This window comes from Devosia faecipullorum (assembly GCF_015158295.1).
In the GTDB taxonomy this organism is placed as follows: domain Bacteria; phylum Pseudomonadota; class Alphaproteobacteria; order Rhizobiales; family Devosiaceae; genus Devosia; species Devosia faecipullorum.
Window position 1 is genome coordinate 198,719 of sequence record NZ_JACDXV010000005.1, and the last position, 16,790, is coordinate 215,508.

A 16,790-nucleotide genomic window follows, 5' to 3' on the forward strand; every position below is an offset into this window, starting at 1 on the left:
GTCTTGCCGTTTCTGTTCTTTCTGCTTCAGCAGCAACTTCGGAACTGTAGGAGTTGAGCAGTCACTTTCCGGCGCAGGCTTTCATTGCGGTGATCGACCTCGAAGCATGAATTCAATCGCGCTTATGGTGCGGGCGGGGCTTCGGCGCTTTCAAACGCCCTCACGATGGGAGCGATGGCGACAAAAATGCGGTCGGCTGTCTCCCGCAGCGATGCTGCGCGGGGTAGCAGTTCCAAGGGCCTAAACCTTCGATCTGCGCCACCCTGCCGCTCGAGCCTCGGCTTCTGTGCAAAACCAGCGTTCACCATGCGATGACTGGATGCTCGTCTCGTCATAATATTTCTGCCCCGGCACATGGTAGATGCGCTCGCCGCGTGTGCTGACATTGCCTTTGATATTGCAGGTTTGTGCGTAAGCCGGCGTTGCCAGCAGGACAGAGGCAACCGTCGCCAGAACAAGCTTATTCATATGGCTCCCAACTTTAAGAAAGCCCCGAAGCACTAGATCTCCGGGGCCAAGTTCTGCTGGCTTCGAACCTGCCTAGAACTTGAAGCTGACGCCGGCGCGAAGTGTGCCGAAATTCATCTTGGTGTCGATACCGCCGGGCCGATTGTTGGCGTGATAATTCCTCGTGCCCAGGTCTGTGTAGAGATACTCGGCGCGCAGGATCATGTTATCCGTGACCGCATATTCAGCACCCGCACCGATTGTCCATCCGAAATGGGTCTGACGATCAGTTGTATCGGTAGGTGGCGCAAAGATGTTGAAAGTGCCGGTGCCAAAGCCGATGCCGCCAGTCACATACGGGAGGAAGCGGTCAACCGGCAGACCAACACGAGCACGAACGGAGCCGTAATTTTCGAGGCGAACGGTAGAAATCACACCGAAAGCGGTATCAATGAAATGCACGTCGCTGAGGCTGAAATCCGCTTCTGCACCGAGTACGAAGCCGCCGAAGTCATGATTATAGCCGGCGTGGACGCCGCCAACTATGCCTCTGGCATCAAATGAAGCGGCGCCTGGTCCTGCGGTGAAATCTGCTTTGCCCCAGCCATGGCCAACATCGGCACCGGCATAAAACCCGGTCCAGCTAAAGGTCGGTGCGTAGGTTGCAATCGGCTGCGGCTGAAACACAACAAGATCGGCAGCCTGGACACTAATCGTGGAAGTGAGCGCGGCAACGGTAAGCGCTGAAATTGTACGGATCATAATAGCCCCCCTGGAAATTGATCTGATCAAAAGAGCGTCTGAAATAAAAGCAGAGTCAAGTCGTGCATAATTTGAAATGCTTTTGATTTTCAGTGAGTTGCCGATAGATCACAGGATTTTTGTTAACCATATGCATTGGTGCAGTGCCAATATTCAGACCCCCGAAGGCCTACAGCCTGCCGCTCGAGCCACAGCCTTCGAGCAAAACCAGCGCTCGCCACTGCTGATGTTGAATTGCCCTTGATGTCGCAATCGGCCAGGCCGAATTGGCCAACTGCCTGGGCTATCGAGGCGCCGTGGCCTGGCACCGTTGCGATATAAACGCCGGCAAATCCAAGGCCAGCAAGAACTATCTCCGCCTGCCAGAAGGGTAGTGCCCGCTATGCGCTTGCCTAGGCCCACCCCATTGGGGGCGTCGAACCGCATGGAGATTTGTATCGTTGCGCTGGGTCTATCGGAATGTCACGTCGTCATTCCGGGTCTTTCGTCTTTCAGACGCGGCCAGAATTCTGTCTAAAGATCACATCAAATTCGGTGCCATGGGCGCTGATGACGGACGGCCCCGAATGCTACAGCTTTGCCTCCAACTGGCTTGCCGCCGAGCCCGGCATCACGTGGTACTGCCCGCCTTGCGCACCACATGATCGACGCCTTGCCAGACGAGAAAATAGTGGTGGTCACCACTACATTCCCAATTGATCCAGCAGACCTCGTAGCGGGTCATTTCCGCGTTCATCAGTATCGGGCGTAACCTGCGGAGCAATGAGATCAATCGGCTGCTGCGTCTGGGTCGGCGGTGCGGGTAGTGGTGCTGGTGCAAAGACCGGTCCACGCGGGTCTGACCTGGGGAGGGGCACAGCCTGAGACGGCGCCTGAACCGGGACGGCCGGCGCAGCGTCCTCCGCCGGTGGTCGCTGCCCCAACACGCCCCCGATCAGCCCATTCAACAGGGACTCACCGGAGGATTGCCCGTCGGTGCCTGCCGGAACCTGACCGCCGGCAAATTGCCCGATGAGGTCCGTAACGGCGCCCCCTGCCATTGTGCCTGGTTCCCCATTGAGCACACCATCCAACCCGCCCAGCGCATTGGAAGCCTCTTCGGCCAATCCGCCGACACCAATGCCCAACTGCGATATGGCTGCCAAGGCGCGGTTGGGATCGGCGAGAAGCGCCGACAGGTCGGGATAGATGGCCGGACCAGACAACGGGCCTTTCACCAGAATGGGCATGCCAAGCCCGGACACGTCGAAATCGCTCCCCTGTCCATCCAGCGAAGCAACCACGCGGGGGTCGAGGCGCATGTCTATGGCCTGGGCCGCGATATCGAAATCGCCGGAGCCGCTCATGCGCACGAAGGGGCCTAGCAGGCGGATATCGCTTACCGTGCCTACCCCGCCCTGAATATCTGCCGCCACTGAGAACTCGGTGAATTCAGTCTTCGCCTCGCTATCGGGACTATAACCGGCGACGAGCAGCGACTGCACATTGCGCACCAGCCCCGCCACGTCGATGCCGCGCAGGGCGCCATCGTTGAAAACCAGCGCCACCGGGCCGCGCAGCGAGCGCGCGAAAACCTGGCTATCGGCACCGGCGCCGGATACTTCAATGTTGGCCTTGAGCGTGCCCTCTATGTTCCGGAAGCCCGCGGCCGCCGTCAGCAGCGGCAGGGCCTGCACATTTTCCAGCGCGGCAACGAGATCGATGGATGCAACGTCGCCGGCGCCATTGGCCGTAGCATTGGCCGAGACGACACCGTCATAGAATCCAGCCGGCGGGAGGCTGAGCTTGGCAACGCCCTCGGCAACCGACAACGTGGCCGCCACCGGGCCCGCTTTGACCTTGCCATAGCCAAGCTGATTGGCGGTGAGCTGTATGTCGGCATTGAACAGCCGCAATGCGGAAAGGTCGATTGCCGAAGGGGCCGATGGCGCCGGCGCCGATTCTGCATTCTCGCCACCGACCAGCGTGGCGAAGTCCAACTCATCCACCGAAAGCGCGGCCTTGATCACAGGCTTGCCAGCCATTGATACCGACATCGAGCCGTTGGCCCGAATATCGTCGAGGCGGATCGCGGCATCACTCATGGCAAACTGGTCACCATTGACCGAAATTCCGCCGATGAAGGCAAACTGACCAATCGGCGCATCGATCGTTTGGCCCAGCCAGCGCATCACCCGGTTGAGCGACGGGGCAGAGATATCGGCCTTTCCAGAAACCTGACCGGCCGGCGTGAGCGTGCCCGCAAAGCTGGCATTGAGGGGCTGGGACTGGAGATTGACGGCGATAGTGTTGGGCTGCTCCCAGAGCAGGTCGGACGCCGTCAGCGACGCGGTGAAACTGACCGGCTCGCCATTCCATCGCGCCGAACCAGATACAGTCAATGGCTGGCGAATGTCTTCGATCGTTACGCGGGCCTCAAGCGTGTCGACCACGCCCGCCCCGGGGCCAGCCACCGATTCCAGTTGCGGCGCAATCAACCTGCCCCCGGCGATGGAGGCACTCCCCCGCAGATTGAGTGAATTCCGGATCGACACCGCGTTCATGCCGCTGAAGGCATATTGAAGCTCGGACGACAGGCTCCCGGTCAGCGGCGCTCCCTGCCCCGCCAGTGCAACGAGGTGCGCAATATCGATAGAGGTCAGATTGAGCGAGCCGCTCGAGATGGCCGGCACGGCATTGGCGTCAAGGGCCAGACTGGCGAGAAGCTTGCCGCCAGCAATATCGGTGGAGTCCAGTGTAGCGAGGAGCCGGGCGTTCTGCAGCTGCGCCGCAATGACGACATCGCGGGCAATGGCGTCCCCCACTGCGATGGACTGGGCGTATAGCTCCACATCCGCATTCAGTGCCTGCAGCACCGAGAGGTCCAGCTCGCCCATAGCGGCATCACCCGGCACTGCGGCGTTCTTATCCGCTGCCTCGCCTGGTGCGAAATCTGCATAGGCCAGAGCGCCGGCCTTGATCCGGGCAATGATGGATGGCTTGTCACCGGGCACATAGCTGGCATCCAGCAACATCTTCTGGCCGGCGCTGGCAATTTCGCCGCCGGCAATGCGATAGCTGCCATCTCCCGCCAACTGAATGCTTCCCGCGGCACTGATATCAGCCAGCGCTGGATGCGGAGGCTTGCTGGTTTTGGCGGAGAGGGAAAAGCTGGCTGGATGGCGAGCAAGCAGATCCTGCAATGACCCGATATCGGCGGCAATTTCCATCCTGTTGCCATTGAACATGGCCGAAGCGACGAGAGAGGCCGGCTTGGCGATGCCAGGAACGGAAAGCTTGAGATCAATGGAGCTGGCCACCTGTTCGATGTTTTCGCCGCTTATCCTGGCGACCTCGCCATCGGTGACCAGGACATGATCGATCGACAATCGTTGGAGATAGGAGGCGATGACTTCGAAAATGTCGTCGTCTGGTGGGACCGACTGTGGTTGCGCTGAAACACCTGCATCCACGCCATCCGCCAGGACGATCCTCGGGCTTCTCAGTTCGATGCCGGTGATCCGAACCTGGCTGGACAAGAGCGTGAGGGGCGCCACCGAGGCGACAGAACGCGCCGCGGTGACCGAAATGGCGCCATCGGCGGCCCGGTAGGCAAAGTCTTCAACCACGATGCCGAAATCAGGGAACACTGAAAAGTGGATCGGCCCGTTAAGCTCGATCTCTGCCGACGACGCTTCGGACAATTGATGGGCGATGGCCGTTCTCAGGGCGCCGGAATTGACCGCAAAGGGCAACAGAAACACCAGCCCAACAAGTGCGAGCACCACAATTGCCACGGCTAAAGCAGCTTTTTTCACGCCGGAGCCTCCTGAAGTTCAGGCCGTAAACAAGGCCATCAGTCCCCCATCCGACGGCCGCCGAATCACAATGAGCCTTCAGCACTACCGGAAACACTGTTGGAACTCGTTAACCATGCTCGCGAGCTTCAGAATTCGTGTGCTTTGCTGCGATGCGTGAACAATGGGCTGCGCACGACAGTCCACGCCCACGGCCTTCAGGGATCTCTCCAGCATTTTCCGGTCTTGGGTGGGCGAGAGAAAGGCGAATGCCCGCGCATCATAGCTCTCGTCGCCCCAGGCCTTGAAAAAAGACCGAAATCGCAAAGGAGCTTCGCGACGGTAAAAGGCAAAGAAGGCGCCGCCAACGCAGACGCTGTATCGCGCCATTGCCCACGCCTGGATGGTGGAACTCAAGACCCGGCGCGGGATGCGCCCAAGCCGGATGATGATCGAAGGACAGTTTGGTATGCGGCGGTCTTACGGCTTTATGGACCACCCTGCATTCCCCGCGGCGCTCCGCGACCTCGAGCGACTTATCGCTCCTGGCACTGGAAGCGATGGGGACCGAGCGTTCATCGATTCATCAACCGTCAACGGAGAGAGCGCTAGGGTGAATTCAACCGCTCGCGGCAACCCATGCAAGGACAGAGCACGATGCCATGCTGGGATGAAATCGAATACACAATAAGTTTCAGGGGGGAAGAAATGGTACCGCCTCCCCGGATTGAACGGGGGACCTCTAGATCCACAATCTAGCGCTCTAACCAACTGAGCTAAGGCGGCAGCAGCGTCAGGGGCGGCGCAGGGCGGCCCCGAAAACGGGCGGAACATAGGTCGAGATGAACGCCATGACAAGCACCGATTTTACCCTGTGGACATGAGGGGCAAAGTGGTCGCCGGCAAGGGCCGGTTGGCCCTGTGGGACTTAACCATGCCGGGCAATGGCGCGCCAGGGCGGCGCTGTCGGGCTGGATTCGCCGAACCCGTCACTATATTGAAGAACACTTGAGGAACTCCCCGTGATCTGTGCCGATCTGGCACAGGTGGAGCGCCGCCAGCGGAAACAGATTATCGATGAATGAACCCTGGACCACATTGCCGAGCGCGCCAGAGGTGTTGCGACACGCCGATGACGCACGCCCGGCCTGGCTGTGGTCGGGGGACGGGCAGCGCCTGATCTGGAGCAATCCGGCGTCTTTTCTGTTCCTGGCCCGCCTCAAGAAGCACGGCATCAAGCGCGCCGAACCGGCAATGCCGATCAAGGGACAGGTGGCCCGCATCATCCGTCTGGGCATTGTGGGCCGATCGAGTCTCGCCCGTATCCAGTTCCGCGCCGGGGAGAAGCCGGCCTCAAGCACCTGCACCACGACCCCCCTGGCCTGGAGTAATGGCGAAACCGCACTGCTGATCGTGGCCGTCGATCCCATCGACGCCGATATTCTGGACGCAGCGCCGGAGATGGAGCAGTCGGACTGGCAGGACAATTGGGACGCGGAAACGCCGCTCCCCGAGGCCAAGGATAACCACAGCGATCAGCCGGACCTGCAGCGCTGGCGGGATGCCGAGGCGGAAAGCCCCGCCGCACCGAATTTGCCTGCCGCACCGGAAGCCGAGGACGCGCCGGCCCCGGCGCCTGAAGAGACCGAGCCCCTGCCCGATCCGGTTTCGGCGTGGGACGACAATGATCTCGAGGAGCCGGAGGCGAAATCCGCACCCGGCCCGCTCAGCGCGCTGGTGGACAGATTGGCGGCGGACGAGGCCCTGTTCGCGCCGCTGAGCGAGGCCGACGATATGCCCCCGCCTGTGGCGCCGTCCCAGCCGATGGACGAGGCGCTGCCCGAGGATGAGGTGGATGGCCGCGAAATCGCGCGTCTTTACCGGGTGACCGGGCGCGGCTTCTCGCCGCTGCCACCGGCGGCATCGGACATCAAGGATGCTGGGGACAGCATCCAGGCGTCGCCTGCCGAGCCGGGTACGTCCGAATCGCTGGACGAAACCGCTCCCCCGGGCGAGATGACGAATGCCACGCCCGATGAAGAAACCGTCGAGCGGGTATCGCGCTACAATTTCGATGAATTGTCGCGCATTCTCTCAGACCGGGTGGGGGAACGCAGCCAGCAGCCCGCCGAGGGGCCGCCACCGCCTGCGCCCCAGGCTGCGCCCGGCGCGCTGATCAATCTGGGCGGCGAGACGCTGGTGCTCAACCGGCTGCCGCTGGGCATTCTGGTGTTCCGCGACCAGCAGGTGCTGTTCGCCAATCGCGCCATTACCGAAATGGTGGGCCATGATTCTGCCGAAAGCCTGCGCCGGGCGGGCCTGGCAGCGGTCTTCCCCGCCATGGATGGCGACGGCCATGAGGCAGGGCCGGTCAATCATCTGGTGCAGCGGGACGGCACTCTGGTGCCGGTGACGGCGCGGCTGCAATCCATTTCCTGGCAAGGGCGGCCGGCGCTGATGCTGTCGGCCAGCACCACCGAAGTGCGCACCGGCCACGAAGATGCTGTGCGCGCCTTTGCCGAAGCCTTTGCCGATCTGCGCGGCGACGGCTTTGTGCAGACCAGCCGCTCCGGTGCGGTCAGCGCCGCCAGCGCCACGGCAATATCGCTGCTGGGCGGCGGCAAGCCGATGATCGGCAAGCCGCTTTCGGCGCTGGTCGATGCGGATGACACGCTGGCTCTCAGGGCATTTCTCGAACGCCCCGCGCGTTTTGCCGAGACGGCGCGGCCCAGCCTGCCGCTGCGCTCCGCCGACGGGCGTGCCGACATCCTGCTGTTCGCGCTGGGACAGGCCGGCATTGTCAGCGGCTATTTTGCTCTGGTTCATGCCCGCGAAAGCGCCGCGCCGCTGCGGATAGGCAGCGCCGGCGATGCCGACCCGGCCCTGCTGGCGCAGATCAGCCGGGGCGTCAGGCGGCCGCTCAACACCATTGTGGGCTTTTCCGACCTCATCGGCACGCAGGCTTTTGGCGCCATCGGCAATGAACGCTATGAAGGCTATGCGCAGGATATTGCCCGCGCCGGACGCGAGATCGCCGCTTTGGTGGACGAGCTGGACGATTATGCGCGCTTGCGCGACGGACGCTATCTGCCGCAGCGGGCGAGCCTCGACCTGACGGAGATGCTCGAAAACTGCGTACTGCGTATCCGCGACCAGGCCAATGCCCGGCGCGTCATCGTGCGCAATGCCATTTCCCAGACCCTGCCCCGCGTCACCGCCGACCGTGCCTCGCTGGCGCAGGCCGTCCTGAACCTGCTCGCCAGCGCTATCGACCAGACCCCGACCGGCAGCGCCGTGGTCATTTCGGCCCAGCATCTCGATGATGGCGCCATAATCATCCATGTGCGCGATTCATCCGCCCATTCGATGGACATGGCCGAACGCTTCGTGGTGTTCCGCGACGGCATGGACCGGGATGGTCAGGCGCTGGCGCCGATCCGCTCCAGCGTCGGGCTGGCCCTGACCCGGTCGCTGCTGGCGGTCAATGCGGTATCGCTGTCGGTCGACCCCGCCGGCAATGAAGGGCTGTTGTTTTCGCTCAAGATCCCGGCCGACCTGGTCGATGCCCGAAATAGCAGCGAAGCCTGAAACGGAAAAGAAAAGGCGCTGGCCTGCAAATGTTAAGTGGATTTTCTTGATCACCTAATAGCTTGAAATTGCACATCTATCACCGCGTAGTTTTGAACCAATCTAATCTTTAAGTAATTGTTTTTATTAGGTTTATTGACTTTTCTTGCGTCCGGCTGCATGAAGCGCCGGTCAACCGGGCCCTTGAAACCCGATGCTGCAGGAGAAGCAGATGTCCAAGAATGCCAATATTTTCGGCGCCCTTCTGGCCACCACGATTGTATGCGGCATGGCCGCGCCGGCCTTCGCCCAGTCTGGCGACGTCAATATCTACAGCTATCGTGAGCAGAGCCTGCTCCAGCCGTTGCTCGACAAATTCACCGCCGAAACCGGCATTGCCGCCAATGTGCTCTATGCTGGCGATGGCCTGCTGGACCGCGTCGCAGCCGAGGGCGAACTCTCGCCGGCCGACGTGGTTTTGACCGTGGACATCGGCAATCTGGTGAGCGCCGAGGAAATGGGCATCACCCAGCCCATCGCCACCCCGATGCTGGAAGAGCGCGTGCCCGCCGCCTTCCGCGACGACGATGCCAATTGGACCGCGCTGTCGCTGCGCTCGCGCGTGTTCTACGTCTCCAAGGATCGCGTCGATGCCACGGCATTGACCTATGACGACCTCACCGCCCCCGAATGGAAGGGCCGCATCTGCACGCGCACCGGCACCCATGCCTATAATATCGGCCTGATCGCCCATTACATCGCCCTGAATGGGGAAGAAAAGGCCCGCACCTGGCTGGCGGGCCTGCGCGACAATCTCGCCTTCCCGCCCACTGGCAATGACCGCGTGCAGGTCAAGTCGATCCTCGAAGGTTCTTGCGACCTGGCCATCGTCAACACCTATTACATGGGGGCGATGCTCAACAACGACGCCGAGCCGGAGCAGAAGGACTGGGCCAATGCCGCCCGCATCATCTATCCCGACGCCGAGGGTGAGGGCACCCAGGTAAACGTGGCCGGCGGCTTCATCGCCAAGCATGCGCCCCATGCCGAAAACGCCAATGCGCTGATCGCCTTCCTGCTCTCGGACGAAGCCCAGTCGATCTATGCCGACACCAATTACGAATTCCCCGTCGTCCCAGGCGCGCCGATCAATGACCTGGTCGCCAGCTGGGGCGAATTGAAGGCGTCGCAGGTGAAGTTGACCGACGTCGCCGCCAACAGGGCGCTGGCCGCCCAATTGGTGGACGAGCTCAAGTTCGACGAAGGCGCGCAGAACTAGGCGATTTGTGAGCCCCGATGACATTCCCTCCCCCTTGAGGGGAGGGTTAGGGTGGGGGTTCTGCACCGTCAGGGCGCCTAGGCCGATGTCCGGGGCAATGGATGGGCCTGCACCCCTACCCATCCCTTCCCCTCAAAGGGGAGGGTGCCTATCGGGGCTCTCCACGCAGAGGCGATGGAGCCTCAGGGCGTGGGACAATAAAAACGGAGTGGAGAATCCGTATAGCAGTCGGCACCACACAGACGCGATTTGAGCGAACCGGCGGGGCTTTCACCCTGCCGGTTCTGCCGCTTGTCCTGGTGCTGGCGGCAGGCATGCCGATCATCTGGCTGGCCGTTTCGGCCCTGGGCGCGCTGGGCACCGGCAGCAACGGGCTCGGCGCGACCATGTTGCCCACGGCGCTGCGCGAAACCGGGCTGTTGATGGCCAGTGTCGGGATCATTTCCGGCGCCATGGGCCTCGTCGCCGCGTGGCTGGTGACGCATTACGATTTTCCGCTGCGGCGGCTTTTCGATTGGGCGCTGGTGCTGCCCCTGGCCGTGCCCACCTATCTGGCGGCCTATGCCTATGTGGAATTTCTCGACTTCACCGGGCCGATCCAGGGTTTCATCCGCGAACTGACCGGCGCGACCACGATCCGCGAATACTGGTTTCCCAATATCAAGAGCCAATGGGGAGCCATGCTGGTGTTCTCTGCCGTGCTCTATCCCTATTGCTATGTCGCCTGCCGCGCGCTGTTCCTCATGCAATCGAGCGCGCTCAGCATCGCGGCGCGCACCCTGGGAGCCAATGGCGCGCGCACTTTCTTCGCCGTGGTCCTGCCCGTCGCCCGACCGGCCCTCGTCGTCGGCATGACGCTGGCGATGATGGAAGTGGTCAACGATCTGGGCGCGGTGCAATATTTCGGCATCAATTCCATCACCAATGTCATCTATTCCACCTGGATCAATCGCTCCGATTTCGGCGGCGCGGCGCAATTGGCGGTGACAGTGGTGTTGGTCATCGGCCTGTTGATCATTGCCGAGCAGAAGGCGCGGCGGAACCGGGTCTATACGGCCCAGCGCGACAGCCGCGTGCCGCCGGCGCGCGAAGTGCTCGGCGGCGGACGGCGCCTGCTGGCCTTCGGGTTCTGCGCCGTGCTGTTCCTTATCGGCTTCGGCATACCGGCGGGCGAATTGCTCTATCTCTCGGTGCGGCTCTACCATGCCCCCACGCTACAATTGATGTGGCAGGCGCTTTTGCCCACGCTCATTCTGGGCGCCATCGGGGCGCTGGTGACGGTGGCTCTCGGCCTCACCGCCGCGCGGCTGAGCGAGAAGCAGGGCGCGACTTCGGGGCTGATCCGCATCGCCACTCTGGGCTATGCCATTCCCGGCACCGTGCTGGCGCTGGGGCTTTTGCAGCCGCTGGGCCAGGCCGATCTGTGGTTCAATCGCATGACCATGGCCCTGTTCGACTGGCGGCCGGGCCTGATCCTCTCCGGCTCGATGGCGGCGCTGATCTATGTCTATGCCATCCGTTTTCTCGCGGTCAGCCATTCCACGCTCGACGCTGCGATGAAGAAACGCGGACGGGCCATGCTCGACGCCAGCCGGGCCTTGGGGGCGAGCCGGCTGCGCACCTTGTTCGGCGTGGATCTGCCGACCCTTTCCCCGGCCATTCTGTCGGCGGGCATGCTGGTCTTTGTCGAAATCGTCAAGGAATTGCCCGCCACGCTGCTGCTGCGGCCCATGGGCGTCGAGACGCTGGCGACGCTGGTCTATTCGCGCGCCAATGTGGGCCTGTTCGCCCAGGCGGCGCTGCCAGCGCTGTGCATTGTGCTGGTGGGCACGTTTCCGGTCATTCTTGCTTCCTGGGCCGGGGATAGGCGAAAAGTTTAACCCGGCGGGCGGGTGTGCCAGCGGGCGTCTTGCCCTATATCTAGCGGCGGCCGGTTCGGTTCGGCTTGAGGAGACGACGATGACCAAAACAATTCTGCTGGCGCTTGCGGGCGTGTTTCTGGCCTCCAGCGCCGCCTGGGCGCAGCCGACGGAAATCCGCATCGGCGTGGCACTCGAGCCACCGGCGCTGGACCCCACGGCGGGCGCGGCGGAAGCCATCGACGTAGTGGTCTATCAGAACGTCTTCGAGGGACTGGTCCGCATCGACCAGAACGGTGCGGTGCAGCCGGGCCTCGCCGAAAGCTGGAGCGTCGCCGAGGACGGGCTGACCTATACTTTCAACCTGCACGACAACGTCACCTTCCATGACGGCACCGGTTTCGATGCCGATGACGTCAAGTTCACCTTCGAGCGGATTCTGGCCGAAGACAGCGTCAACGCCCAGAAGGCGCTCTACACGCCCATCGACAATGTCAGCGTCATCGACCCCTTGACCGCCCAGTTCACGCTGTCGCGCCCCGATGGCCTGTTCCTGTTCAATCTGGGGCGCGGGGATGCGGTGATCGTCGCGCCGGAAAGCGCCGACAACAATGCCAGCGAACCGATCGGCACCGGACCCTTCGCCTTCACGCAATGGGACCGCGGCAGCCGGGTGATCCTGGAACGCAATGGCGCCTATTGGGGCGAGGCCCCGGCGCTGACCAAGGCCACCTATATGTTCATTTCCGACACGGCGACGCTGACCAATGCGCTGCTTGCCGGCGATGTCGACGGCACCAATAATTTCGCCCCCGAAGCCCTCGCGGTGTTCGAGAACGATCCGCGCTTCAAGGTGCTGGTCGGCTCCACCGAAGGCGAGACCATCGTCGGCACCAATAATGCCAGGGCGCCGTTCAACGATCTGCGCGTGCGCCAGGCCATGGCCCATGCGCTCAACCGGCAGGAAGTCATCGACGGCGCCACCTATGGCTACGGCGTGCCCATCGGCACCCATTTCGCCCCGCACCATCCCTATTATCTCGACCTGACCGGCACCTATCCCTATGACCCCGACGCCGCGCGGGCGCTGCTGGCCGAAGCCGGCTATCCCGATGGCTTTTCGGCGACGCTGAAATTGCCGCCGGTCGCCTATGCGCGCCTCTCCGGCCAGATCATCGCCAGCCAGTTCGCCCAGGTTGGCATCAGGCTGGAGCTCATCAATGTGGAATGGGCGCAATGGCTTGAAGACGTATTGGCCAACAAGGATTTCGACCTCACCATCGTCGCGCATGTCGAGCCCTTCGACATTGGCATCTATGCCGATCCCAATTACTATTTCGGCTACGACAATCCTGAAGTTCAGGCCCTCAACGAGACGCTCAATGCCACCACGGACGAGGCCGAACGCAAGGCGCTGGCCCAGCAGATCGAGACCATCATCGCCGATGACGCGGTCAATATCTATCTGTTCGAACTGGCCCAGACCGGAGTGTGGAACGCCAAGCTCGAAGGCATGTGGCCCAATGCGCCCATCGAAGGCGTGGTGCTACGGGATATTCACTGGGTGGAATAGGCCGCACCCACCGGCTTGTCCCCTCCCCGTTGGGAGGAGGGCTGGGGTGGGGGTTCAGCGATTTCCGCGTGCTCCAATTTCGTTGATAGCTCAGCACTCCCATCCATTATCTCTCCCCTCAACGGGGAGGGAGGCGATGGAGCCGCCTATTCGTCAGCGCGGAAAAACCACGTGATTGTCTACCTCCTCCGCCGCCTCCTCACTTTCGCGGTCACGCTGTTCATCGCTGCGCTGGTGATCTTTGTCCTGCTTGATCTCCTGCCCGGCGATCCGGCGCGTTTCGTGCTCGGCATCAACGCTTCCGAGGCCAGCATCGCCGCAATGCGGATACAGATGGGGCTCGACGCGCCCGCCCATGAGCGGTTTTTCGGCTGGATCGGTGGCATGATGCAGGGCGATTTCGGCATCTCGGCCACCCAGCGCGTCGCCATATCCAAGCTCGTCGCCGAGCGCATGGCGGTGACGCTGCCGCTCACAATCATGGCGATGATCCTCTCCATGCTGGTCGGCCTGCCGCTGGGCATCGTCGCCGCCATGCGGCGCGGCAAGCCCACCGATACCGGCATCATGATCCTCGCCCAGACCGGCATCGCCATTCCCAATTTCTGGTTCGGCATGCTGCTGACCCTGGTCTTTGCAGTCGGCCTGCGCTGGCTGCCCACGGGCGGCTTCACCCCATGGCACGAGGATGCCGGGGCGGCCCTGCGCGGGCTGATCCTGCCCGGACTGGCGCTTGCCCTGCCGCAGGCCTCCATTCTGGCGCGGGTCATGCGCACCGCCCTGGTGGACGTGGCCGAACAGGATTTTATTCGCACCGCCCGCGCCAAGGGCCTGACCAAGGCCGAGGCCATCTGGCGGCATGGATTGCGCAATGCCATGCTGCCGGTGCTGACCATTCTGGGCCTGCAATTCGCCTTTCTTATTGCCGGCACCATCATCGTCGAAAATGTCTTCTACCTGCCCGGCCTCGGGCGGCTGATCTTCACCGCCATTTCCGAGCGCGACCTGGTCCTGGTGCGCAGCGCCACCATCGTGATGGTGCTCGCCGTCACCGCCACCATGTTCGTCACCGACCTGCTCTATGCGCTGGTCGATCCGCGCCTGCGGAGGGAAAATTCATGACCTGGCGGTCGCTGCTTGGCCATCCCAGCCTGATCATCGGCCTCGGCGCGACGCTGGCCTTCGCGCTGCTGGGCCTGGTCTCGCTGGTCTGGACGCCTTATCCGATCGAGCAGATCGTCATCGCCCGCCGCTTTGCCGGTCCGGGCATGCCCCATCTTCTGGGCGCCGATCATCTGGGCCGGGATATGCTTTCGCTGGTGATGAGCGGCACCCTGACCAGTTTTCTCGTCGCCGCCTCGGCGCTGGTGATCGGCATCGGCATTGGCGTGCCCATGGGGCTGGCGGCGGCCGCCTGGGGCGGGGCGGTGGAATGGCTGGTCCTGCGCATTTCCGATGTCACCTTCGCCTTTCCCTCTGTGGTCATCGCCATTCTCGTCGCCACGCTGGCGGGGCCAGGCGAACTCAATGCCATCATCGCCATCGGCGTTTTCAACATCCCGGTCTTTGCGCGGGTGGCGCGGGGCGGCGCGCTGGCCATAGCCACGCAGGATTACGTTTCCGCCGCCCGACTGGCGGGTCTCGGCAATGCCGCCATCGCCTGGCGTCACATGCTGCCCAATATTGCCAGTCTCGCCATCGTTCAGGCCACGATCCAATTGTCGCTGGGCATTCTGGCCGAGGCGGGGCTGTCCTATATCGGGCTCGGCACCCAGGCCCCTGCCACCAGTCTCGGGCTCATGCTGCGCGATGCGCAGAGCCTGTTCCTCATTCATCCATGGCTGGGCATCGTGCCGGGCCTTGTCATCGTCCTCATCGTCATCGCCCTCAACCTCGCTGGCGACGGCTTGCGCGATGCCATCGACCCACGCCTGCGCCGGGAGGGTCTGAACCATGGCGCTGGTTGAGATCGACAATCTCTCGATTGGGTTTGCTGGCCGCCCCGCCGTTTCCGGCCTGTCGCTGGCCATCGGGAAGGGGCAGCGCTTCGGCATTATCGGGGAAAGCGGCTCGGGCAAGTCGTTGACAGCGCTCGCCATGGCCGGATTGCTGCCCGACAATGCCGAAAGCTCCGGCACGATCCGTTTCGATGGCGCACCCCTGCCCCGCGCCGAGCGCGACATGGCGCGATTGCGCGCCAGCCATATCGGCATGGTGTTTCAGGAGCCGATGACGGCGCTCAATCCGCTGATGAAGATCGGCGCGCAGATCGCCGAAGCGGCGGACCTCTCGGCCAGCGGAGCCGACGTCGCCGCGCTGCTCCTCGAAGTGGGCCTGCAAAACGAGCACCGGGACAGGTTTCCGCATCAATTGTCCGGCGGGCAAAGGCAGCGGGCGATGATCGCCATGGCGCTGGCCGGCGCGCCGGATCTGTTGATCGCCGACGAGCCGACCTCGGCACTCGATGTCATCACCCAGCGCAAGGTGCTCGACCTCATCGCGGCGATCTGCGACCGGCGCGGCATGAGTCTGTTGTTCATCAGCCATGACATGCGCGCCGTGGCGGCGCTCTGCTCACATATCTCGGTCATGCAGAACGGGCAATTGGTCGAACAGGGCGAGACTGCCGCCCTGCTGGCGCAGCCGCGGGCGGCCTATACGCAAAAACTATTGGCCGCCACCCGGATGGAAAAACGTCAGACCGGCCTCGAGCCCGGCGCGACGCTGCTGGAACTCGAAGCGGTCAGCCGCGATTACGGCCAGGGCGGGTTCTGGCGCTGGACAAGTCCGCCCTTGCGCGCCGTCAACACGGTCAGCTTCAGCATCGGGGCGGGCGAATGCGTGGCGCTGGTCGGCCCCTCGGGCTGTGGCAAGACCACGCTGGCGCGGATGATCGTCGGGCTGGACAGCGCCAGCAGCGGCGTGATGCGTCTCAATGGCCGGCCCTATCACGGGCGCGACCTGCCCCCGTCCTTGCGCGCCGGATTGTCGCTGGTGTTCCAGGATCCGTTCAGCAGTTTCGATCCGCGCATGAACATCGCCCAATCGCTGGCCGAGCCGCTGCATCTGCTGGGCCCGCTGGGGCCGGGCGAAAGGGAAGCCCGGCTGCGCGAGGCCATTATGTCAGTCGGGCTCGATCCAGCCATGCTGGCGCGCTATCCGCATGAATTTTCCGGCGGCCAGCGCCAGCGCCTCGCCATTGCCCGGGCCATGGTGACGCGGCCGCGGCTGGTGGTTCTGGACGAGCCGGTTTCGGCACTGGACGTCTCGGTGCGCGCCGAAGTGCTGAACCTTTTGGCGCGACTGCGCCAGGAGCATGGCCTCACCTATCTGATCATCAGCCACGATCTCGACATGGTGGCGGCGATGGCCGACAGGGTGCTGGTGATGGAGGCGGGGCAAATCGTCGAAACCGGCAGCCCCAAAGCTTTATTTGCCAATCCGCAGCACGCGCTGACCCGAGCGCTGATGGCGGCGCGCCTGCCGGATGTGGCGTAAAGCGTTTGCCGCAAAAGTGGAGACGGTAT

At 63.0% G+C, this 16,790-nt stretch carries 11 protein-coding genes and 1 tRNA gene; 7 read left to right on the top strand and 5 right to left on the bottom strand.

What is annotated here, in order from left to right:
• Window positions 1–240: 240 nt before the first annotated feature.
• The 5 genes from H0482_RS12755 to H0482_RS12775 all read right to left on the bottom strand — a co-directional run bounded on the left by H0482_RS12755 (window position 241) and on the right by H0482_RS12775 (window position 5,771).
• On the bottom strand, window positions 241–468 hold the full coding sequence (locus tag H0482_RS12755) for a sunset domain-containing protein (RefSeq protein WP_230989619.1): 228 nt from the start codon (window positions 466–468) through the stop codon (window positions 241–243).
• Window positions 469–540: 72 nt separating this feature from the next.
• Window positions 541–1,209, bottom strand: coding sequence for an outer membrane protein (locus H0482_RS12760; RefSeq protein WP_193730439.1), 669 nt, complete (start codon window positions 1,207–1,209; stop codon window positions 541–543).
• Window positions 1,210–1,892: 683 nt separating this feature from the next.
• Window positions 1,893–5,006, bottom strand: coding sequence for an AsmA family protein (locus H0482_RS16930; protein WP_193730440.1), 3,114 nt, complete (start codon window positions 5,004–5,006; stop codon window positions 1,893–1,895).
• Window positions 5,007–5,090: 84 nt separating this feature from the next.
• Entirely contained in the window at window positions 5,091–5,375 is a 285-nt protein-coding gene (locus H0482_RS12770) for a hypothetical protein (RefSeq protein WP_193730441.1), read from the bottom strand.
• 319 nt (window positions 5,376–5,694) lie between these two features.
• Window positions 5,695–5,771, bottom strand: a tRNA-His gene (locus tag H0482_RS12775).
• Window positions 5,772–6,062: 291 nt separating this feature from the next.
• Here H0482_RS12775 and H0482_RS12780 point away from each other — a divergent pair.
• From H0482_RS12780 to H0482_RS12810, 7 genes are all read left to right on the top strand, one after another.
• Window positions 6,063–8,573, top strand: coding sequence for a sensor histidine kinase (locus H0482_RS12780; protein ID WP_193730442.1), 2,511 nt, complete (start codon window positions 6,063–6,065; stop codon window positions 8,571–8,573).
• A gap of 211 nt (window positions 8,574–8,784) precedes the next feature.
• Window positions 8,785–9,831, top strand: coding sequence for an extracellular solute-binding protein (locus H0482_RS12785; RefSeq protein ID WP_193730443.1), 1,047 nt, complete (start codon window positions 8,785–8,787; stop codon window positions 9,829–9,831).
• A gap of 314 nt (window positions 9,832–10,145) precedes the next feature.
• Entirely contained in the window at window positions 10,146–11,711 is a 1,566-nt protein-coding gene (locus H0482_RS12790; RefSeq protein ID WP_193730444.1) for an ABC transporter permease, read from the top strand.
• 79 nt (window positions 11,712–11,790) lie between these two features.
• Entirely contained in the window at window positions 11,791–13,263 is a 1,473-nt protein-coding gene (locus H0482_RS12795) for an ABC transporter substrate-binding protein (RefSeq protein ID WP_193730445.1), read from the top strand.
• Between the two features lie 171 nt (window positions 13,264–13,434).
• The gene (locus tag H0482_RS12800) at window positions 13,435–14,385 is read left to right on the top strand and encodes an ABC transporter permease (RefSeq protein WP_193730446.1); all 951 of its coding nucleotides are present in this window, start codon (window positions 13,435–13,437) and stop codon (window positions 14,383–14,385) included.
• On the top strand, window positions 14,382–15,230 hold the full coding sequence (locus H0482_RS12805) for an ABC transporter permease (RefSeq protein WP_193730447.1): 849 nt from the start codon (window positions 14,382–14,384) through the stop codon (window positions 15,228–15,230). The genes H0482_RS12800 and H0482_RS12805 overlap by 4 nt, the downstream gene beginning before the upstream one ends.
• The gene (locus tag H0482_RS12810) at window positions 15,217–16,761 is read left to right on the top strand and encodes a dipeptide ABC transporter ATP-binding protein (RefSeq protein WP_193730448.1); all 1,545 of its coding nucleotides are present in this window, start codon (window positions 15,217–15,219) and stop codon (window positions 16,759–16,761) included. The genes H0482_RS12805 and H0482_RS12810 overlap by 14 nt, the downstream gene beginning before the upstream one ends.
• Window positions 16,762–16,790 lie beyond the last annotated feature (29 nt).

Coding starts and splice junctions, on each gene's coding strand:
- H0482_RS12755 (WP_230989619.1), bottom strand. CDS start 468: ATGAATAAGCTTGTTCTGGCGACGGTTGCCTCTGTCCTGCTGGCAACG.
- H0482_RS12760 (WP_193730439.1), bottom strand. CDS start 1,209: ATGATCCGTACAATTTCAGCGCTTACCGTTGCCGCGCTCACTTCCACG.
- H0482_RS12770 (WP_193730441.1), bottom strand. CDS start 5,375: ATGGCGCGATACAGCGTCTGCGTTGGCGGCGCCTTCTTTGCCTTTTAC.
- H0482_RS12780 (WP_193730442.1), top strand. CDS start 6,063: ATGAATGAACCCTGGACCACATTGCCGAGCGCGCCAGAGGTGTTGCGA.
- H0482_RS12785 (WP_193730443.1), top strand. CDS start 8,785: ATGTCCAAGAATGCCAATATTTTCGGCGCCCTTCTGGCCACCACGATT.
- H0482_RS12790 (WP_193730444.1), top strand. CDS start 10,146: ATGCCGATCATCTGGCTGGCCGTTTCGGCCCTGGGCGCGCTGGGCACC.
- H0482_RS12795 (WP_193730445.1), top strand. CDS start 11,791: ATGACCAAAACAATTCTGCTGGCGCTTGCGGGCGTGTTTCTGGCCTCC.
- H0482_RS12805 (WP_193730447.1), top strand. CDS start 14,382: ATGACCTGGCGGTCGCTGCTTGGCCATCCCAGCCTGATCATCGGCCTC.
- H0482_RS12810 (WP_193730448.1), top strand. CDS start 15,217: ATGGCGCTGGTTGAGATCGACAATCTCTCGATTGGGTTTGCTGGCCGC.